Origin of the sequence: Ottowia flava (assembly GCF_008017535.1) — a bacterium.
Classification (GTDB): Bacteria; Pseudomonadota; Gammaproteobacteria; order Burkholderiales; family Burkholderiaceae_C; genus Ottowia; species Ottowia flava.
Genome location: NZ_VRUA01000012.1, coordinates 41016 through 58695 on the forward strand (window position 1 = coordinate 41016; position 17680 = coordinate 58695).

General features: G+C 68.6%; 21 protein-coding genes. 15 read left to right on the forward strand and 6 right to left on the reverse strand.

Annotated features, from left to right (window positions below):
- Positions 1 to 81 precede the first annotated feature (81 nt).
- The 8 genes from FVQ98_RS12780 (at position 82) to FVQ98_RS12815 (ending at position 4058) form a co-directional block, all read left to right on the forward strand.
- On the forward strand, positions 82 to 435 hold the full coding sequence (locus FVQ98_RS12780; protein WP_147913838.1) for a DUF1428 domain-containing protein: 354 nt from the start codon (positions 82 to 84) through the stop codon (positions 433 to 435).
- 38 nt (positions 436 to 473) lie between these two features.
- On the forward strand, positions 474 to 986 hold the full coding sequence (locus FVQ98_RS12785) for a VOC family protein (protein ID WP_147913839.1): 513 nt from the start codon (positions 474 to 476) through the stop codon (positions 984 to 986).
- Positions 983 to 1372 carry a VOC family protein gene (locus FVQ98_RS12790; protein ID WP_147913840.1) on the forward strand — a complete coding sequence of 130 codons (390 nt, stop codon included), beginning with the start codon at positions 983 to 985 and terminating at the stop codon, positions 1370 to 1372. The genes FVQ98_RS12785 and FVQ98_RS12790 overlap by 4 nt, the downstream gene beginning before the upstream one ends.
- A 33-nt stretch (positions 1373 to 1405) precedes the next feature.
- Positions 1406 to 1867 carry a VOC family protein gene (locus FVQ98_RS12795; RefSeq protein ID WP_147913841.1) on the forward strand — a complete coding sequence of 154 codons (462 nt, stop codon included), beginning with the start codon at positions 1406 to 1408 and terminating at the stop codon, positions 1865 to 1867.
- A 64-nt stretch (positions 1868 to 1931) separates the two neighbouring features.
- On the forward strand, positions 1932 to 2324 hold the full coding sequence (locus FVQ98_RS12800; RefSeq protein WP_147913842.1) for a VOC family protein: 393 nt from the start codon (positions 1932 to 1934) through the stop codon (positions 2322 to 2324).
- 49 nt (positions 2325 to 2373) lie between these two features.
- Positions 2374 to 3066, forward strand: a complete 693-nt coding sequence (locus FVQ98_RS12805) for a glutathione S-transferase family protein (RefSeq protein ID WP_147913843.1) — start codon at positions 2374 to 2376, stop codon at positions 3064 to 3066.
- A gap of 10 nt (positions 3067 to 3076) precedes the next feature.
- Positions 3077 to 3556 carry an SRPBCC family protein gene (locus tag FVQ98_RS12810; protein WP_147913844.1) on the forward strand — a complete coding sequence of 160 codons (480 nt, stop codon included), beginning with the start codon at positions 3077 to 3079 and terminating at the stop codon, positions 3554 to 3556.
- A gap of 16 nt (positions 3557 to 3572) precedes the next feature.
- Complete coding sequence (locus FVQ98_RS12815; protein WP_147913845.1) at positions 3573 to 4058, forward strand: SRPBCC family protein; 486 nt, start codon at positions 3573 to 3575, stop codon at positions 4056 to 4058.
- A gap of 119 nt (positions 4059 to 4177) precedes the next feature.
- Here FVQ98_RS12815 and rlmB read toward each other — a convergent pair whose 3' ends face one another.
- Positions 4178 to 4924, reverse strand: a complete 747-nt coding sequence (gene rlmB / locus FVQ98_RS12820; protein ID WP_147913846.1) for a 23S rRNA (guanosine(2251)-2'-O)-methyltransferase RlmB — start codon at positions 4922 to 4924, stop codon at positions 4178 to 4180.
- Positions 4925 to 5140: 216 nt separating this feature from the next.
- Between rlmB and FVQ98_RS12825 the strand changes: the two genes are divergently transcribed.
- Positions 5141 to 6637: a phospholipase D-like domain-containing protein gene (locus FVQ98_RS12825; RefSeq protein ID WP_147913847.1), complete on the forward strand. Its 1497-nt coding sequence runs from the start codon at positions 5141 to 5143 to the stop codon at positions 6635 to 6637.
- A gap of 141 nt (positions 6638 to 6778) precedes the next feature.
- On the opposite strand, the gene FVQ98_RS12830 is transcribed toward FVQ98_RS12825, so the two are convergent.
- The gene (locus tag FVQ98_RS12830; RefSeq protein ID WP_255507769.1) at positions 6779 to 7504 is read right to left on the reverse strand and encodes an ABC transporter ATP-binding protein; all 726 of its coding nucleotides are present in this window, start codon (positions 7502 to 7504) and stop codon (positions 6779 to 6781) included.
- A gap of 14 nt (positions 7505 to 7518) precedes the next feature.
- Between FVQ98_RS12830 and FVQ98_RS12835 the strand changes: the two genes are divergently transcribed.
- From FVQ98_RS12835 to FVQ98_RS12845, 3 genes are read left to right on the forward strand one after another with little or no spacing between them, the layout of a single operon-like run.
- Positions 7519 to 8157, forward strand: coding sequence for an arylesterase (locus FVQ98_RS12835; protein ID WP_147913848.1), 639 nt, complete (start codon positions 7519 to 7521; stop codon positions 8155 to 8157).
- A complete protein-coding gene (gene mnmH, locus FVQ98_RS12840; RefSeq protein ID WP_147913849.1) occupies positions 8154 to 9233 on the forward strand; it encodes a tRNA 2-selenouridine(34) synthase MnmH in 1080 nt (359 codons plus the stop codon). Before FVQ98_RS12835 ends, mnmH begins: the two co-directional genes overlap by 4 nt.
- 33 nt (positions 9234 to 9266) lie before the next feature.
- A complete protein-coding gene (locus FVQ98_RS12845) occupies positions 9267 to 10580 on the forward strand; it encodes a serine hydroxymethyltransferase (RefSeq protein WP_147913850.1) in 1314 nt (437 codons plus the stop codon).
- A 109-nt stretch (positions 10581 to 10689) separates the two neighbouring features.
- Here FVQ98_RS12845 and FVQ98_RS12850 read toward each other — a convergent pair whose 3' ends face one another.
- The 3 genes from FVQ98_RS12850 to FVQ98_RS12860 form a co-directional block, all read right to left on the reverse strand.
- Complete coding sequence (locus FVQ98_RS12850) at positions 10690 to 10899, reverse strand: hypothetical protein (protein ID WP_147913851.1); 210 nt, start codon at positions 10897 to 10899, stop codon at positions 10690 to 10692.
- A gap of 14 nt (positions 10900 to 10913) precedes the next feature.
- On the reverse strand, positions 10914 to 11804 hold the full coding sequence (locus FVQ98_RS12855) for a DUF2189 domain-containing protein (RefSeq protein ID WP_187265724.1): 891 nt from the start codon (positions 11802 to 11804) through the stop codon (positions 10914 to 10916).
- Between the two features lie 158 nt (positions 11805 to 11962).
- Positions 11963 to 13042 carry a metal-dependent hydrolase gene (locus FVQ98_RS12860; RefSeq protein WP_147913852.1) on the reverse strand — a complete coding sequence of 360 codons (1080 nt, stop codon included), beginning with the start codon at positions 13040 to 13042 and terminating at the stop codon, positions 11963 to 11965.
- A gap of 218 nt (positions 13043 to 13260) precedes the next feature.
- Here FVQ98_RS12860 and FVQ98_RS12865 point away from each other — a divergent pair, with 218 nt between their 5' ends.
- The gene (locus tag FVQ98_RS12865; RefSeq protein ID WP_187265725.1) at positions 13261 to 14463 is read left to right on the forward strand and encodes a cyanophycinase; all 1203 of its coding nucleotides are present in this window, start codon (positions 13261 to 13263) and stop codon (positions 14461 to 14463) included.
- Positions 14464 to 14622: 159 nt separating this feature from the next.
- On the opposite strand, the gene FVQ98_RS12870 is transcribed toward FVQ98_RS12865, so the two are convergent.
- A complete protein-coding gene (locus tag FVQ98_RS12870; RefSeq protein WP_147913854.1) occupies positions 14623 to 15840 on the reverse strand; it encodes a PLP-dependent transferase in 1218 nt (405 codons plus the stop codon).
- 104 nt (positions 15841 to 15944) lie between these two features.
- Here FVQ98_RS12870 and FVQ98_RS12875 point away from each other — a divergent pair, with 104 nt between their 5' ends.
- Together FVQ98_RS12875 and FVQ98_RS12880 are read left to right on the forward strand one after the other, a co-directional pair.
- Complete coding sequence (locus FVQ98_RS12875) at positions 15945 to 16460, forward strand: DUF3617 domain-containing protein (protein ID WP_147913855.1); 516 nt, start codon at positions 15945 to 15947, stop codon at positions 16458 to 16460.
- A gap of 48 nt (positions 16461 to 16508) precedes the next feature.
- Entirely contained in the window at positions 16509 to 17561 is a 1053-nt protein-coding gene (locus FVQ98_RS12880) for a serine/threonine protein kinase (protein ID WP_147913856.1), read from the forward strand.
- Positions 17562 to 17680 lie beyond the last annotated feature (119 nt).

Here is a 17680-nt window from a genome sequence, read left to right on the forward strand (position 1 = left end):
CGTGCTTGAGGGTTAAATGTGGACAGCGTCCATTTTACGGCAAAATAAGTGGACGCCGTACACATCTATCAGGAGACAATGATGAATGCCAGCAATTACATCGACGGTTTTGTCGTCGCCGTACCGACCCAGCAGCGCGAAACCTACCGCCAGGTTGCCACCGACGCCGCGCGCGTCTTCCACAAGCACGGCGCCTTGTCCGTGGTTGAGTGCTGGGGCGACGACGTGCCCGAGGGCAAACTGACGTCCTTCCCCCTGGCTGTGAAATGCCAGCCGGACGAAACGGTGGTGTTCTCGTGGATCGTCTGGCCCGACAAGCTCACGCGTGACCGCGGCATGGCCGCCGTCATGGACGACCCTGACATCCCGAAACAGCTGCCCTTCGATGGCAAGCGCATGATCTTCGGCGGCTTCACCGTCCTGGTGAACGCCTGAGCCGGCTGCCCCAACGCATTGAAGAAAAGGAGACCGCCATGGCCGCCCTGCAACGCATCCAACCCTGCCTGTGGTTCGACACCCAGGCCGAAGAAGCCGCCCGCTTTTACGTGGACATCTTCCCCAACGCCCAGATACACGCCGTCACGCACTACAGCGAAGTCGGCATCGAACAGCACGGCCGCCCGGTGGGCTCGGTCATGACGGTGTCGTTCTCGCTCGACGGCCAGGCCATGCTGGGCCTCAACGGCGGGCCGATGTTCAAGTTCAACCCCGCCGTGTCGCTGATGGTCAACTGCGACAGCCAGGCCGAGATCGACCACTACTGGGCGCGCCTGGGCGAAGGCGGCGACCCCGCCGCCCAGCAATGCGGCTGGCTGGCCGACCGCTACGGCGTGTCCTGGCAGATCACGCCGCGTGACTGGGAGGCCATGTACACCTCATCCAACCAGGCCGGCGCCCAGCGCGCGATGAAAGCCATGATGGGTATGAAGAAGCTCGACATCGCCCAGTTGCAGGCCGCGTTCGACGGCAAGGCGGCAGCGCCGTGACCACCGCCACGCCGTTTCTGATGTTTCAGGGGCAGGCCCAGGCGGCCATGGACTTTTACGCCGCCACGCTGCCAAACACCCAGGTCGTCAGCGTCGAGCGCCACGGCGGCACCACAGCCACCGGCGGCACCGTCAAGCTCGCTCGCCTGAGCGTGTGCGGGCGCGAATTTCTGGTGTCGGACAGCCCGGTCCGGCATGCGTTCGATTTCACGCCCGCCTGCTCAATCTTCGTGGACTGCACGACACCCGATGAGCAGCAACGCCTGTTCGATGCACTGGCCGACGGCGGCGGCGTGTTGATGCCGCTGAACGACTACGGCTTCAGCCAGCGCTTTGGCTGGCTGGCGGACCGCTTCGGCGTGTCCTGGCAGATCAACCTGCCCTGAACTGTTTTTTCCTCTTACCCCAAGGAGCTTTCCATGCAATTCGTTCCCTACCTCAATTTCGACGGCACCTGCGCCGAAGCCATGGCCTTCTACGCCAAGCTGTTCGGCGGCCAGATCGTGTACCAGGGCACGTTTGGCGAGATGCCCGCTGGCGCCGACATGCCGCCGCTGCCTGAGGCTGCCAAGAACCGCATCATGCACGCACACCTGCAGGTCGGCGCCCAGGCCATCATGGCTTCGGACACCATGCCCAACGCCCCGGGCGTGGACCTGGAAGCCTGCGGCGGCGGCTACAAGAAGCCGCAGGGCATGTGGGTGTCGATCGGCGTCGACAGCCAGGGCGAAGGCCAGCGCGTGTTCGACGGTCTGGCGCAAGGCGGCCAGGTCACCATGCCTTTCGCAGCCACCTTCTGGTCGCCCGGCTTCGGCATGGTGACCGACCGCTTTGGCACGCCGTGGATGGTGAATGTGGTGTCCGAACCCCCCAAGTCCTGACACCGCCGTTGACCCGCTCCGCGCTTCCACCCCCGTTGTCCATCCGTTACCTCAGGAGTCGAACATGAAACATAACCCCGTCGTCTGGTTCGAGATCCATGTCACCGACATGGCGCGCGCCAAGGCGTTCTACGAAGCCGTTTTCCAGGTCCAGCTCAATGCCCTGCCCACCCCGCCCGGCGATGCCAGCGCCAACGGCATGCAAATGCTGGCCTTTCCCGCCGACATGAACCTCGGTGGCGCGGGTGGCGCGCTGGTCAGGATGGAAGGCGCACCGCCCGGCCCCGGTGGCACGCTGGTGTACTTCGGCTGCGAGGACTGCGCCGTGGAGCAGGCGCGTGTCGAACAAGCCGGCGGCCGGGTGCACCAGGCCAAGTTCTCAATCGGGGAGTTCGGCTTCTGCGCGCTTATGGTCGATACCGAGGGCAACATGGTCGGCCTGCACTCCATGAAATGACGCGTGCGCGCCGCGGATCTGCGCGGCGCTCGCCCGTCTGGCAAACAGCATGGCCCTGACCCTTTACTACCACCCGCTGTCCTCGTACTGCCAGAAGGCTCTGGTGGCGCTGTACGAAGGGGGCACGCCGTTCACGCCACGGCTGATCGACCTGAGCCAGTCGGACGACCGTGCCGCGCTGGCGGCGGTCTGGCCGCTGGTCAAGTTTCCGGTGCTGCACGACAGCGCCGGGGACCGCAACGTGGCCGAATCGTCCGTGATCATCGAGTACCTGGACCTGCGCTACGCGGGCGCCACACCGCTGTTGCCCGCCAACCGCGAGGAAGCCCTGGACGTGCGCCTGTGGGACCGCGTGTTCGACCTGCACGTGCAGTCGCCGATGCAGGCCATCGTGGCCGACCGCCTGTTCGCGCGCCAGGACGACATGCAGCCGCAGCGCGACGCGCTGGAACGCGCCTGGGCCCTGATCGACACCCACCTGCGCACGAGTGGCCCCTGGGTCTGCGGCGCGCAGTTCTCGATGGCCGACTGTGCCGCCGCGCCCGCCCTCTTCTACGGCAGCACGCTGCAGCCGATCTCGCCGCGTTACCCCAATCTGCTGGCCTACTTCGACCGGCTGATGGCGCGCGCCTCGGTCGAACGCGTGCTGCGCGAAGCCCAGCCCTACCTGCAGTTCTATCCCTTCTGCGATCAGGTGCCTGCCCGCTTTCTGGCGCCCGCCTCTCCCTCTCCCGCTGTTTGAAAGGCCTCCCATGACCCACCCCGCACAGATTCCCGACCATCCGCTCGACCTGGTGCTGACGCGCACCATCGCCGCTTCGCCCCACGACTTGTTCCGCTGCTGGACCGAGCCCGAGCTGATCCGCCAATGGTTCGTCCCCAAGCCCTGGAGCGTGGCGCGTGCCGAAGTCGATCTGCGCCCGGGCGGCCAGAGCCTGATCGTCATGCGCGACCCGGACGGCAACGAAATGCCCAACCCCGGCGTCTACCTAGAAGTGGTGCCCGACCGCCGGCTGGTGTTCACCGATGCGTACACCGCCGGCTGGGTGCCGTCCAAAAAGCCTTTCATGACCGGCATCATCAGCTTTGAGCCCGAAGGCGAGCACACCCGCTACACCGCGCGCGTGCGCCATTGGACGGCCGAGACCAAGGCCGAGCACGAGAAAATGGGCTTTGAGACAGGTTGGGGCATTTGCGCCGACCAGCTGGCAGCCCTGGCCAAGACGCTGTAACCCGAGTGCACCGCCCATGAACGGCATCCACCACCAACTGGCCATCCGCGCCCCGCGCGAACGCGTTTACCAAATGATCGCCGAGCCCGCGCTGATCGGCCGCTGGTGGGGCGAACAAAGCGTTGCCGAAACACCGGAAGGCACGGTCCTGTCGCACCAGGCCGGCCCCTACGGCACCGTGCGGCTGCGCGTGCTGGAGCAGACGCCGGGCGAGCGCGTGGTGTGGGCCTGCATCGGCGACTACCCGCCCGACAACCCGGCGTCGGCCTGGGTGGGTACGGAGTTCGTGTTCACCCTCAGCGACGACGCGAACAGCGGCGCGGCGATGGTCGAGCGCGCCGTCAGCGCCCAGCCCATCGACCCGCTGACCACGCTCGACTTCCGCCAGCCCGGCTACGACCTGAACGGGCGCTTTGCCGGCTTCAACAACCACGCCTGGGCCTTGGTGCTGCAGTCGCTCAAGCAGGTGTGCGAAGCCGCTCCGCCAGAGAGCGCCCGATGAAAGCCACCGACATCTTCGTTTGACGACCGGGACGGGCACGTCTGGGAGGCCATGCACGCCGACCCATCGAAGATGCCGGCAGGTTGAGCCACGCCTGCGCCGCGTGGGCAATTGGGTCGTCAGCCGCCGCGCTGTCGGCGCGCCTCGTACAGGCACACGCCGCTGGCCACCGACACGTTCAGGCTTTCCACCGCGCCCATCATCGGGATGCGCACCAGCGCGTCGCAGGTCTTGCGTGTCAGCTGGCGCATGCCCGGGCCTTCGGCGCCCAGCACCAGCGCGGTCGCGCCCTTCATGTCCGCCTGGTACAGCGTCTGCTCGGCGTCGCCGCTGGTGCCAATGACCCAAATGTTGCGCTCCTTCAACTCGTTCAGCGTGCGCGCCAGGTTGGTCACCATGAAGTACGGCACCGTCTCGGCGGCGCCGCTGGCCACCTTGGACACGGTGGCGTTGATGCCCGCCGCGTGGTCCTTGGGCGCAATCACGGCGTGCGCGCCGGCGCCGTCGGCCACGCGCAGGCACGCGCCCAGGTTGTGCGGGTCGGTCACACCGTCCAACACCAGCAGCAACGGCGGCACGCCTTCGGCTTCCAGGTCTTCCAGCAAGTCGTCCAGCGAGCGAGCGCCTTCCAGCGCCTGCACGCGCGCGACCACGCCCTGGTGGCCGGCGCTGCCCGCCATCTTGGCCAGGCGTGCGGCATCGGCTTCGATCACGCGCACGCCGGCTTCGGCCGCGCGGTTCAGGAACTGCTTCATGCGCGCGTCGCGCCGCGTGGGGTCGGCATACACCTCGATCACCGACGCGGGCGCGGTCTTGAGGCGCACGCCCACGGCGTGAAAACCGAACAAAACTTTGGGAGAAGACATGCCCGGCATTATCCGGGCGCGCGCCCACGGGCATAGGCCCGGAAGCGGGTTTTTCAGCCAATTTGACCCCCAGCCCTACAACCACCTGCGCAAGCAGCTACTATTTTCATAGTTTCCTATAGCCATCCAGCGTCGGCACTGCGGCCGCCGCGCACGTGCCGTCGCCCTTCGCCACCGCAGGCGGCGCGCGCCAGCGCCTAGACTCAGGCACCGCCCATGATCCGCCTGCCCACGCTGACGCCGCTTGAACACCTGGCCTTTGTCGCCGCCGGGTTGCTGACCTACGTGGTCGTCACGCGCATCCGCCGCCAGCGCCGCGCCCCCTACGCCGCGCTGGCCTGGGTGATGTCGATCGCCGCCTTTCCGTACCTGGGCGTACCACTCTTTCTGGTCTTTGGCACGCGCAAGGTGGTGCGCCCGCGCACCGAAGCCCAGCCCGCGCCGCAGGGCGCCTGGGCTGTGCTGGCGCCGCCCTGGGCCACGCGCCTGCTGGCCGCGCTGGGCGTGGCCGAGGCGCACCCGCAGCAGGCCGTCGCCTTCCAGGCCGACGGCGACGACGCCCTGCGCGCGCTGCAGGCACTGATGCGGTCGGCCGAACACACGCTGGACGTGAGCACCTACGTGCTGGGCGACGACGAGGTCGGCGCCGCCGTCGCCAGCACGCTGTGCGAGCGCGCCCGCGCCGGTGTGCGCGTGCGCCTGCTGGTCGACGCCATCGGCAGCCTGAAAAGCGCGCGCAGCCACGACGCGCAGCTGCAAGCCGCCGGCGTGCAAACGCGCCTGTTCATGCCGCTGCGCCACAACCCGCGCCGCAGTCGCACCAACCTGCGCAACCACCGCAAGCTGGTGGTGGCCGACGGCCTGCGGGTGTGGGGCGGCGGGCGCAACCTGGCCAACGAATACTTCATCGGCAGCGCGGGCCATCCGCCGTGGCTTGACTTGAGCTTCACCGCCACCGGCACGCTGGCGGTGCAGGCGCACGCCCTGTTCGAAGGCGACTGGCGCCTGGCGCGCGGACTCAACCGCGCCCCGCGCCTGGGCTACGCCGAGCGGGTCCATCTGTACGAGCAGCAGGCCATCGAGGCGCAGGCCGACGCCAGCGGCGCCAGCGCCGACGCCCGCCCGCATCCCTGGATCAGCGCCGAGCCGCGCCCGGGCGACCCGGCGCTGCGCGGCGTGCCCCTGGCGCAGTGGGTGCCCTCGGGCCCGGATTTCCACGACGACGTGCTGCACGCGCTGCTGGTGTCGGCGGCCTTCCACGCGACCGAACGTCTGCTGCTGTCCACGCCCTACTTCGTGCCCGACGACGGCCTGCTCGAAGCGCTGATGCTGGCCGCGCGCCGCGGCGTGCGCGTGGTGCTGGCCGTGCCCGCCCAGTCGAACCACCGGCTGCCCGACATCGCCCGTGGCCGCGCGCTGCGTGAGATGGTCGAGGCCGGCGCCGACGTGCGCCTGGTGCCGGCGATGCTGCACGCCAAGGCGGTCGTGGTCGACCACCAGCTGGCGCTGTGCGGATCGGCCAACCTCGACAGCCGCAGCCTGTTCGTCAACTTCGAGGCGATGGCGGCTTTTTACGGTGCGTACGAAATCGATTGGCTGGCCGACTGGATCGACGGCGTCGCGCAGACCGGCACGCCGGCCAGCGCCGCACCGCCGTCGTGGCTGCGCGACATCGGCGAAGGCGTGATCGCCACCTTCGCCTTTCAGTTGTGAAAGTGGGTGCGGCGCGGCGACACCGGCTGGGAGATATGTGCCATCTGGCCTTGATAGTCGCGTCGTTTTGCTATTTCAACGATAGCTGCTCGCGCAGATGGCTGTAGGGCTACAGCCAAAAAACCCTTGAAATACTGATCCTCAGCGCGGGCCGCGCTCGTCGGCCGCAATGCGCCCAGCTTCCACCGTCAGCTGGCGTTCGCACAGCGCGGCGATGGCGCGGTCGTGCGTGACCATGACCAGGGTCGTGCCCTGCTCGCGGTTCAGCGCAAACATCAGCTCCATGATCTTTTCGCCGGTGGCGAAGTCCAGGCTGCCGGTGGGCTCGTCGGCCAGCAGCACGGCCGGGTGCACGACGAAGGCGCGCGCCAGCGCCACGCGCTGCTGCTCGCCGCCCGACAGCACCTTGGGGTAGCGGTCCAGCCGCTCGGCCAGGCCCACGCGCGCCAGCATGTCGGTAGCGGCCGCGCGCGCGTCGCGGCGGCCGGCCAGCTCCAGCGGCAGCATCACGTTTTCCAGTGCCGTGAGGTTGCCCATGAGCTGAAAGGCCTGAAACACGAAACCGACCTTGCGCGCGCGCAGCGCGGCGCGCTGGTCTTCGCCCACGGCAAACAGGTCTTCGCCGTCCAGCCGCACGGTGCCGCGCGTGGGTGTGTCCAGCCCGGCGATGATCGACAGCAAGGTGCTCTTGCCCGAGCCCGATGCGCCGACGATCGCCACGGTTTCGCGCGCGGCCAGGGCGAAATCGATATCGCGCAGAATATCCAGCGTGCCGGTGGAGTCGGTGACCGACTTGAAAACATGCTCCACCGTGATGATCTGGGGATGAGGGCTGTTCGGCGTGGCGCCGGGCATGGGTTCCGTCATTGAGAGGTAGTTTCTTGTTCCGACGACACTTTATCCGCTCCACTCTGCTGGGTTCGGCTTTGGCGCTCGGCGCCACGCTGGGCCGCGCGGCCAGCGCGCCCAAGATCCTGGTGGTGGGCGATTCGCTCAGCGCCGAATACGGCCTGGCGCGCGGTACCGGCTGGGTGGCGCTGCTGGACCAGAAGCTGAAAGCAGAAAAATCACCCGCCACCGTGGTCAACGCCAGCATCTCGGGCGACACCACGGCCGGTGGCCGCGCACGCCTGGCCAGTCTGCTGAAGACGCACCAGCCCGGCGTGGTGGTGATCGAACTCGGCAGCAACGACGCGCTGCGCGGGCTGTCGCTGCAGATGACCGAAGCCAATCTGGTCGCCATGGCGCAGGCCGCGCGAAAAACCGGCGCCAAGGTGCTGCTGGTGGGCATGCAGATGCCGCCCAACTACGGCGCCGCCTACGGCAAGCAGTTCAGCGAGCTGTTCGCCACAGTGGCCAAGGCCGAAAAGACGGCGCTGGTGCCTTTCATGCTCAAGGGCGTGGCCGACGGCGCGGACCCCACCGCGCTGTTCCAGGCCGACCGCATCCACCCGACGGCGTCGGCGCACCCGACCATCCTGGCCAACATCTGGCCCGAACTGCAGAAGCTGCTGAAGTGAGCGTCCATGCCATCGCCGCCGAAGACGCGCTGGCGCGTCTGGCCACGTTCAGCGCCGTGATCGACGCGCGCAGTGAAAGCGAATGGGCGCACGACCGGCTGCCGGGGGCACTGAACTGGCCCAGCCTGCACGACGACGAGCGCGTGCGCGTGGGCACGCTGTACAAGCAGGTCAGCCCGTTTGAAGCGCAGAAGGTCGGCGCCGCGCTGGTGGCGCGCAACATCGCCTCGCACATCGAGCGCGAGGTGCTGGACAAACCCAAGAACTGGCAGCCCCTGCTGTACTGCTGGCGCGGCGGCAAACGCAGCGGTTCGCTGGCGCTGATCCTGGGGCAGATCGGCTTCAAGGTGCATTTGATCGAAGGCGGCTACAAGGCCTTTCGCCGCGCCATGCTGGCTGACCTGCCAGTGCAGGTCGCGCGCCTGCGCTACCGCGTGGTGTGCGGGCCCACGGGCTCGGGCAAGACGCGCCTGCTGCATGCGCTGCGCGACGCCGGCGCGCAGGTGCTGGACCTCGAAGGGCTGGCCAGCCACCGCGCGTCGGTGTTGGGGCTGATTCCCGGCCAACCGCAGCCGTCACAAAAGCGCTTTGAAATGCTGGTGTGGGAAACGCTGCGCGCCTTCGACCCGGCACGGCCGGTGTACGTGGAGGCCGAAAGCAAGAAGGTCGGCAACGTCACCCTGTCCGATGCGCTGATCGACGCCATGCGCGCCAGCCCCTGCCTGCGCGTGGATTTGTCGGAAGACGAGCGCGTGGCGCTGCTGCTGGAGGACTACCCGTTCTTCGTGCAAGACCCCGACTTCTTCTGCCAGCGGCTGGACACCCTGGTCGCGCTGCGCGGCCGCGCCGTGGTGGACGAATGGAAGGCGCTGGTGCGCAGCGGCCAGACCGAGGCCGTGGTGCGCGACCTGCTGGCGCGCCACTACGACCCGGGTTACGCCACGTCCACGCGGCGCAACTTCACGCACTTTGATGCGGCCCAGCCCGTCGTGCTGGCCGACCGCTCGGGCACCGCGCTGGCGCATGCCAGCGCCGAGATCCTGGCCGCGCCGCCGCCCCACTCACCGTCGCCCTGACCCCGCGCCGTGGCGCGAAAGGAACCCAGAACCATGTCCTCACTCGCCACCCGCCCCTGGGTTCCCGCTGCGCCGGAAGCGCACGTGCAAGCCCTGGCCAAGCAGATGGCCACGCTGGACGCGTCCGCGCTGGTCGCACGTCTGGACGAACTGGTGGCCGACAACCACCGCATCCACGACGAGCAGGGCATCAACCTCAACCCCGCCAGCAACGTCATGAACCCGGCGGCCGAGGCGCTGCTGGCGCGTGGCCTGGGCAGCCGCGCCTCACTGGGCTACCCCGGCGACAAGTACGAAGTGGGCCTGGAAGCGATCGAGCAGATCGAAGTGATGGCCGCCAGTCTGGCGGCGCAGGTGTTCGATGCGCGCTTTGCCGAAGTGCGTGTGGCCTCCGGCGCGTTGTCCAACCTGTACGTCTTCATGGCCACCTGCCGCGCGGGCGACCGCATCATCGCGCCGCCGCCGGACGTGGGCGGGCACGTCACGCACCACCAGGCCGGCGCGGCGGGCTGGTTCGGCCTGCAGACCGTGGCCGCGCCCATCGACGCGCAGCGCTACAGCATCGACGTGGACGCCCTGCGCAAGCTGGCGCACGAGGTCAAGCCGCGCCTGATCACCGCGGGCGGCAGCCTCAACCTGTTCGAACACCCGGTGGCCGACCTGCGCGCCATCGCGGACGAGGTCGGCGCCTGGCTGATGTTCGACGCGGCGCACCTGTCGGGCATGTTCGCCGGCCGCGCGTGGAAGAACCCGCTGGCCGAAGGTGCGCACGCCATGACGATGAGCACCTACAAGAGCCTGGGCGGCCCCGCCGGCGGCCTGATCGTGACGAATGAAGCCGAGTTGGCCGAGCGCCTGGACGCCATTGCCTACCCGGGCCTGACCGCCAACTTCGACCCCGGCCGCGTGGCCGCGCTGGCGCGTGGGCTGATCGACTGGACCGTGCACGGCCCTGACTATGCTCGCGCGATGCAGGCCACGGCCCAGGCCTTGGCGCAGGCGCTGGCGGCGCTGGGCCTGCCGGTCTACGCGATGGACCGTGGCGCCACCAGCTCGCACCAATTGGCGTTGGAAGCCGCGCGTTGGGGTGGCGGGCAGCGCGCCGCGCGGCAGATGGCCCAGTCCGGTCTGCTGGCCTGCGGCATTGGCCTGCCGATCAAAGCGGTGGACGGGGATTTGAACGGGCTGCGCCTGGGCACGCCCGAGATCGTGCGCCTGGGCATGGGCCCGGCCGACATGCCCGTGCTGGCGGGGCTGATCGCCCGCGCGCTGGCGGGGGAAACGGTGGCCACAGAAGTGGCGGCGTTCCGCCGGCGCTTCAGCGGCGTGCACTACGTCATCGCCTGAAGCGAGCCGATAGACAAGGGCTCTGTCTCGCCCAAAAGAAACGGGCGCACAGCGCCCGTTTCTGGATTCGTCCGACGCAGATGAACGGCATCGGTGGCGGTGCCCGGCTTCAGTCTCCGCTGCCGCCGTTCCCACCTTCGCCGCCGCCCTCGCCGCCCGCACCGTCTCCAGCTTCGCCGGTTTCATCCGGACCCTGGCCTTCGCCGTCAGGAATCAGGCCTGCCTTGCGGTCGGCCTTGGCCCGCGCCTTGTCTTCCTTCTTGCGTTTCTTTTCCAGCTCGCGCTGGCGCTTTTCGTAACCGTAGTTGGGGGTTGCCAATTCAGCAGTCTCCTTCAGATGCGATCCACTTTACCATCCGCACCCTCAGCCGTCGCCGCAGGCGGCTCCTGCCAGCGCACGGCGCCGCGGTAGGCGTGCCAAGTGGCGTGGCCGAGCAGCGGGCCGATCAGCACAAAGCCCGCGCCCCAGGTGGCCAAGGCCACGGCGATGAGCAGCGTGATCAGAAAGCCCCACCACAGCATCGTGATTGGGTTCGCAAACATGACGCGGATGCTGGTGATGGCGGCACTGATGGCATCGGTGTCGCGGTCCAGGATCATCGGAATCGACACCACCGCCGTCGAATACACCAGCAGCGCAAACACACCGCCCACGGCCAGGTAGACCAGCACGAATTCCAGGTTCTCCGGGTTGAAGATCGCCTGCAACACGCCTGCGGTGGACGGCATGCCGGTGTTGAAGAACACGGCAAACACCACCAGCGACGCGCGGCCCCACAGCAACTCCAGCACGATCAGCACCAGCACCAGCATGCCCATGCTGCGCAGGTGCTGGTCCCAGCAGGTGAGCGAGGCCGACAGCTCGGGCGCAATGCCCAATTCACGCCGGCGGCTCACTTCATACAAGCCCATCGCCAGAAATGGGCCGACCAGCAGACAGCCCGACGCGATCGACATCACGTATTCCGGGCTGTTGCGGAACACCAGCGTCAGCACCGCCGCCATCGCCCAAAAGCACAGGCCGTAGAAAATGCCGATCCCCGGCGCCGCCATGAAGTCGGCCCAACCCTGGCGCAGCCAGCGCAGCGGGTCCATCAAGCCCAGCGGCACCATCACCGCCATCGGCACAGTCGACGGCGGCGGCACGTAGGGCTGGTAGGCGGTGCCATCGCCGTTGGCAGCAGGCGGTGCGGGCGAAGGGCTGGTCGAAGGGGTTTCTGACATGGGCGAGGCAGGCGCCTGGTGCGCGGGGTTCGATGCGGCGGCCGACGCAACTGGCCGCTGGGTTGCTATACGAAGTGCAGCTTATCGGCGCCCATGCACGCCCACAAGCCGGGCTTTCACCCACGTGTGACACGGAGCGGCCAGCGAAATTGACGATGTCAAGGCGACGGTTCGTGCCAGATCCGCTGCCACACGGCACGCCAGGCCGGGCCGATGCCCTCGCGCGACAGCGCCGCGCCAGCGTCGGCCGGCGCCCGCAGCGGTGGTGCGACTTCTTCCCAGGGGCCACCGGCCGCGCGCCGCGCCACGCCGAAGTTGAAGGTGTAGGCCGGCTCCAGCCCCATGCGCAAATCGCTCAAGACCAGCAACTCCGTGCCCGGACTGACCTGCGAAGTGCCCACGGCGGGTGCCTCTGGCCGCGCCTCGGCCCGCATGAACCTGTGGTTGAACCAGGTCAGGCGCTGCACCGCCGGCAGCGTGGCCACCGCCTGCAGGGCCGCGCGGTCGCTGGTGTGCGCTTCAAAGCGCATCGGCCCACGGTCCGCCACCAGCGAACGGTCGCCCACCACGTAACCCTCCGGCGTCATCGCCACCACGCGCCACAGCAAGGTGTTGAAAGGCATGGGCACCGAAAAGCGCGGGACGTCCGCCAGCCCCAGCTGCGCCAGCGCGGCCTCGGCGGCGCGCTCGACCATCGACTTGGCCAGCACCGACCAGCCCAGGTACGCCGTCGACAACATCAGCCCCGCCACCAATGCGCCCTGCGCCAACGGCCTGCGCGGCACCGCCCAGGCCACCACGCAGGCGGCCAGCAGCCAGACGGTGTAGAGCGGGTCGATGATGAACACGCTGGACCACATGGTCGGTTGCAGCGGCAGCGGCCACCACAGCTGTGTGCCGTACACCGTAAAGCCGTCGAGCAGCGGGTGCGTCACCAGCGCCAGCAGAATGGCCCAGAACCAGGCGCGCGGCGCTTCGGCCACGCGCCCGCCGCGCCGCCGAAAAAAGGCCCAGATCGCCCACGCGACGAAGGGCAGCACCAGCGCGGAATGCGTCAGGCTGCGGTGCCAGGTCATCAGGGCGACCGGGTCGTCGGTGAACAGCGCGATCGGCAGGCTGTCCAGATCCGGCAGCGTGCCCAGCGCCGCACCCGCCAGCAGCGCCGCGCGCCGGTGCCCGGGCGGCACGGCCACCGCGGCGACGGCGCCGCCCAGCACGATCTGGGAAATGGAATCCATGAAACGCCCCCCATGAACACCGCTCGTCGCGGCCTCTGAATTCAGACCCAACAGGCCACTGGCCATTCAACTGCCTGCGCAGGCAGCTACTCTAAGCGTAGCAGTCGGCGCCTTTTGCGCAGGTTTTTGGCAGTTGGCCCTGGGTTGTGCGGTGTGTGAGGTGCCGCAAAAATCGGCGTCAAATTACACTTTGAAACCTGCACCGATGTACCCCCCTCTTGCTGCAACCCATCGTCACCATGCCTTTGTACCGTTTTCTGCTGCTCCTTCTTTTGCCTGCGCTCCTGGTCGCCTGCGGCGGCGGCGACGACGGTGACGACGCGCCGCCCACGCCCGCCACGTACGAACATTTCTGGGTCGGCAACCCGGACGCCAAAGCGCAAACCGCCCAGCCGCTCGAGCCGTCCACCATGATCATGGGCGGCGGCCCGGCAGACGTGGACAGCGCCTTCCAATGGATGATCGCCCGCAGCGGAGTGCGCCCCGGCACAGGGGGCCGCCTGGTGGTGCTGCGCGCGGTGCGCAACTTCAACGACGACTACAACCCCTACGTCTTCTACAGCGACGTAGGGGAAGCGACCAGCGGCAGCGCACGGCCCGGCTGGGTCGGCGGCGCAGCCATGGGCCTGACTTCGGTCGAGACCCTGATCGTCCCCGACCGCGACGCCGCCAACGACCCGCACGTCAACGAGGTTCTGCGCAGCGCGCAGGTGGTCTTCATCGCCGGTGGCGACCAGGCCAACTACATCCGCTACTGGAAGAACACGGCGCTTCATTCTTCGCTCAATGCCCTGATGACGCGCAACGTGCCGATCGGCGGCACCAGCGCTGGCCTGGCGGTGCTGGGCCAGTTCGATTTCTCGGCCCTCAACGACAGCGTGAGCTCGGCCGAAGCGCTGGCCGATCCGTTCAACCACTTCATGACGCTAGACCCGGACCCGCTCAGCCTGAGCGGTGGTTTTCTGGTACCAGGCAGCTTGAAGAACACCATCCTCGACAGCCACTTCGACGGGCGCAACCGCATGGGCCGGCTGATGACCTTCGTGTCGCGCCTGGTGGCGCCCATCGGCACCAGCGGCTGCGCGGGCGGCATCCTTGCGGCCGGCACCTCGCCGCAGAACGGCGCGCGCGCCATCGGCGTCAGCGAAGACACCGCCCTGCTGATCGAAGGCGACGGCCTGCGCACGCCCTATACCGGCCGCCGCGCCACCAACCCCGGGCTCAGCACCGAAGGCGCAATCTACTTCGTGCGGCCGCTGCAGGCGCCCACGGTGTGCGCGCGCGGCACTCCGCTGAGCGCCCCGGCCATGGCGATCAACAAGCTGACCGATGACACCGTCTTCAACCTGAGCGACTGGAGCGGCCTGCCGACCTACTTGGTCGATGTGGTGAACGGGGTGCTGAGCCGCGATCCGTACTGACCAGACACGGGCCCGTAGGTTGTCATGGCGCGGCACCTTCCGCGTCAGAATTTATGCCAAACTGGCCTTCAGCCCTACAACCACCAGCGCGGCCAGCTATCGGATTGATAGCTTGTTGCGCCGGCCAAAACCCCGTCCGCCGGGACCGCGGCCCGGCGCTCAGCCCTGCAGCGCCACGCTGACTGCCTGCGCCAGATCCGCCTGTAGATCCTCGGCCGCTTCCAGGCCCGTCGAAAAGCGCACCACCGTGCCGCGCGCCAGCTGCGCGGGCCAGCCGTTGGCGCGCATGCTGGCCAGGTCGTAGGGCACGACCAGGCTGACGGGGCCGCCCCAGCTGTAGCCCAGCTTGAACAGCCTCAGTGCGTCGCAGAACGCGTCGACCTGATCGGATGTGTAGCGGTCATCCACCACCACGCTGAACAGGCCGGCCGCCGCGCCGCCACCGCGTTCGTCGGCTGCACCACACAGCGCCTGCCAGTGCGTGTGACCGGGCGATCCACTCAGCGCCGGGTGCAGCACCTGGGCGAAGGCCGGCTGGCTCTGGCACCAGCGCGCCAGCGCGCGCGCAGCCTGGTCCTGCGCGCGGTAGCGCAGCGCGATGCTGGGCAGGGCGCGCAGCACGGCTTCGGCGTCGTTGGCGCCCACGCCCAGGCCCAGGCGCATGTGGGTGTGCTTGATCTTCAGGTGCAACGCATCGTCGCGCGTGGTCACCGCGCCCATCAGCACGTCGCCGCCGCCGCTGGGGTATTTGGTCAGGGCGTGGGCGCTGACGTCCACCGCCAGGCCTTGCCCGTCCAGGTTGAAAGCGTTGAAGGCCAGACCCGCGCCCCAGGTGTTGTCCAGCGCGCTGACCACGCCGCGTTCGCGGCACAGGCGCGTCTGGGCGATCAGGTCGGGCATTTCCATGGTGACGGAGCCCGCCGCCTCCAGCCACACCAGCTTGGTTTTCGGCGTGATGCGCGCGGCCAGGTCGGCCACGTCCATCGGGTCGTAGTACTGGTGGGCGATGCCGAAAGCGGCCAGTTCGCCCTCGGCCAGCGCCTTGTTGGGGCCGTAGGCGTTGTCGGGGATCAGCACCTCGTCGCCCGTTTTCAGCAGCGCCAGCGCGACGTTGGCGATGGCCGCCAACCCGCTGGGCACCAGCACGGTCTGCAGGCCGCCTTCCAGCGCGGCGATGCGCTCTTCCAGCACGAAAGTGGTGGGCGTGCCGTGCAGGCCGTAGGTGTAGCCGGCCTTGCTCTTCCAGTCGCGCGAGCGCATGGCGGCGGCGTTGGGGAAGATCACGGTGGAGGCCTTGAACACGCCCGGCTGGGGCGCGACGAAGCCCTCAGGCGGCTGGTAAGGGTGGTGGATGAGGTCGGTGATGGCGTCGGACATGGTGGTCACATGGTATTGCACGCGCGCGCCGGACCGCTGTGGAGCCCGCCGCACGCTTCGCCGGACTATGATGCCCCGCATCCTCGCAATCCCGAGAATCCGCCATGCGCCCCGTCGCCTTTGCCCCGCTTGCCCTGCTTGCCGCCTGCGTGGTGGCGCCACCGGCCATGGCCCAGAAAATCATGACGCCCGGCGGCTGGGAGATGACCAGCAGCATCACCCGCGAGCTGGCAGGCCAGCCGGTCGAGCAGATGGGCCGCCACACGCTGAAGATCTGCCTGACGCGCGAATTCCTGGCGGCCGAGCCCTACCTCAGCCCCGGCCTGGACGACGAACGCATGGCCGCGCGCCAGGCCAAGTGCACGTCGGAAGACCTGCAGCGCGACGGCGACAGCGCGTCCTGGGTCATGGCCTGCGAGCTGGCCGACGGCAGCCGCCTGCGGGCGCGCCTGCGCAACAGCGCCACCGCCGACCGCCTGACCACGCAAATGGTGCAGGACGTCGAACGCGGTGGCGGCGGCAAGGGCCGCGTGACCATCGCAGGCGAAGGCCGCTACATCGGCGAGTGCACCGAAGAAATGAGCAAGCCGGAACCGCCCAAGCCCGCCAAGAAGCCCTGAGCCGCGCCGCGCGCCGCCCGGCACCCCGACGCGGGCCACAATCGGCGCATGAGTTCACCCGCTGCGCACCCGTTTGATGCCCTCACCCCCGACCTGGTCGTCGACGCGCTGTCCGCCGTCGGGCTGATGGCCGACGGGCGGCTCACGCCGCTCAACTCCTACGAAAACCGCGTCTACTTGGCGCACCTGGAGCCCGGCACGCCGTTGGCCGACATGCACCCCGCGGTGGTGTTGAAGTTCTACCGCCCGGGCCGCTGGCGGCCAGAGCAGATCGGCGAAGAGCACCGCTTCTCGGCCGAGCTGATGGCGGCCGAGGTGCCGGTGGTCGGCCCGCTGATGCTGGACGGGCGCACGCTGCACGAGCACGCGGGCTTTCTGTTCAGCGTCAGCCCGCGCCGCGGTGGGCGCGCGCCCGAACTGGACGACCCCGACACGCTGGAGGCCATCGGCCGCTTCCTGGCGCGCCTGCACGTCGTGGGCGCCGCGGCGTCTTTTACCGAACGCCCGGCGATCGACGCCGACACCCACGGCCGCACGCCGCGCGACTGGCTGCTGGCGCACGGTGCGGTCGCACCCGAGGTGCAAGCTGAGTGGGCTGAGGTCAGCCAGAACGCTATCGAAATCGCAGCTGCCCGCGCAGATCCCTCTAGGGCTACGGGTCAATTTGACTCAGATATCGCGCCCATCGCCTCGTTGCGCCTGCACGCCGACTGCCACGCCGGCAACATCTTGTGGACGCCGCTGGACGCACCCGGTGGCGGCCCACACTTCGTCGACATGGACGACTGCCGCACCGGCCCCGCCGTGCAGGATTTGTGGATGCTGCTGTCGGGCGAACGGCACGAACAGCAGCGCCAGCTGGGCGCGCTGATCGACGGCTACGAACAGGTGCGCGACTTCGACCGGCGCGAGCTGGCCCTGATCGAGCCGCTGCGCACCCTGCGCCTGATCCACTACAGCGCCTGGCTGGCCCAGCGCTGGGCCGACCCGGCCTTCCCCGCCGCCTTTCCGTGGTTCGGCAGCGCCGACTACTGGCGCGGCCAGATCCATGTGCTGACCGACCAGATCGAGGCTATGCAGGCGCCGGCGCTGGTGGCCTGACCGGCGCCGCTGTGACTGGCCACGGCGGGGGCCCGTGACACTGAGGCTTCAAGAAAAATAGGCCTGTAGCCCTACAACCACCTGCGCTGAAAGCTACTCATTCAGTAGCAATTGACCTG

Excerpts from the sequence above, each read along its gene's own strand:
- FVQ98_RS12780 (WP_147913838.1), top strand. The coding sequence starts at position 82 with ATGAATGCCAGCAATTACATCGACGGTTTTGTCGTCGCCGTACCGACC.
- FVQ98_RS12785 (WP_147913839.1), top strand. The coding sequence starts at position 474 with ATGGCCGCCCTGCAACGCATCCAACCCTGCCTGTGGTTCGACACCCAG.
- FVQ98_RS12795 (WP_147913841.1), top strand. The coding sequence starts at position 1,406 with ATGCAATTCGTTCCCTACCTCAATTTCGACGGCACCTGCGCCGAAGCC.
- FVQ98_RS12800 (WP_147913842.1), top strand. The coding sequence starts at position 1,932 with ATGAAACATAACCCCGTCGTCTGGTTCGAGATCCATGTCACCGACATG.
- FVQ98_RS12805 (WP_147913843.1), top strand. The coding sequence starts at position 2,374 with ATGGCCCTGACCCTTTACTACCACCCGCTGTCCTCGTACTGCCAGAAG.
- FVQ98_RS12810 (WP_147913844.1), top strand. The coding sequence starts at position 3,077 with ATGACCCACCCCGCACAGATTCCCGACCATCCGCTCGACCTGGTGCTG.
- FVQ98_RS12815 (WP_147913845.1), top strand. The coding sequence starts at position 3,573 with ATGAACGGCATCCACCACCAACTGGCCATCCGCGCCCCGCGCGAACGC.
- rlmB (WP_147913846.1), bottom strand. The coding sequence starts at position 4,924 with ATGTCTTCTCCCAAAGTTTTGTTCGGTTTTCACGCCGTGGGCGTGCGC.
- FVQ98_RS12825 (WP_147913847.1), top strand. The coding sequence starts at position 5,141 with ATGATCCGCCTGCCCACGCTGACGCCGCTTGAACACCTGGCCTTTGTC.
- FVQ98_RS12830 (WP_255507769.1), bottom strand. The coding sequence starts at position 7,504 with ATGACGGAACCCATGCCCGGCGCCACGCCGAACAGCCCTCATCCCCAG.
- FVQ98_RS12845 (WP_147913850.1), top strand. The coding sequence starts at position 9,267 with ATGTCCTCACTCGCCACCCGCCCCTGGGTTCCCGCTGCGCCGGAAGCG.
- FVQ98_RS12855 (WP_187265724.1), bottom strand. The coding sequence starts at position 11,804 with ATGTCAGAAACCCCTTCGACCAGCCCTTCGCCCGCACCGCCTGCTGCC.
- FVQ98_RS12860 (WP_147913852.1), bottom strand. The coding sequence starts at position 13,042 with ATGGATTCCATTTCCCAGATCGTGCTGGGCGGCGCCGTCGCCGCGGTG.
- FVQ98_RS12870 (WP_147913854.1), bottom strand. The coding sequence starts at position 15,840 with ATGTCCGACGCCATCACCGACCTCATCCACCACCCTTACCAGCCGCCT.
- FVQ98_RS12875 (WP_147913855.1), top strand. The coding sequence starts at position 15,945 with ATGCGCCCCGTCGCCTTTGCCCCGCTTGCCCTGCTTGCCGCCTGCGTG.
- FVQ98_RS12880 (WP_147913856.1), top strand. The coding sequence starts at position 16,509 with ATGAGTTCACCCGCTGCGCACCCGTTTGATGCCCTCACCCCCGACCTG.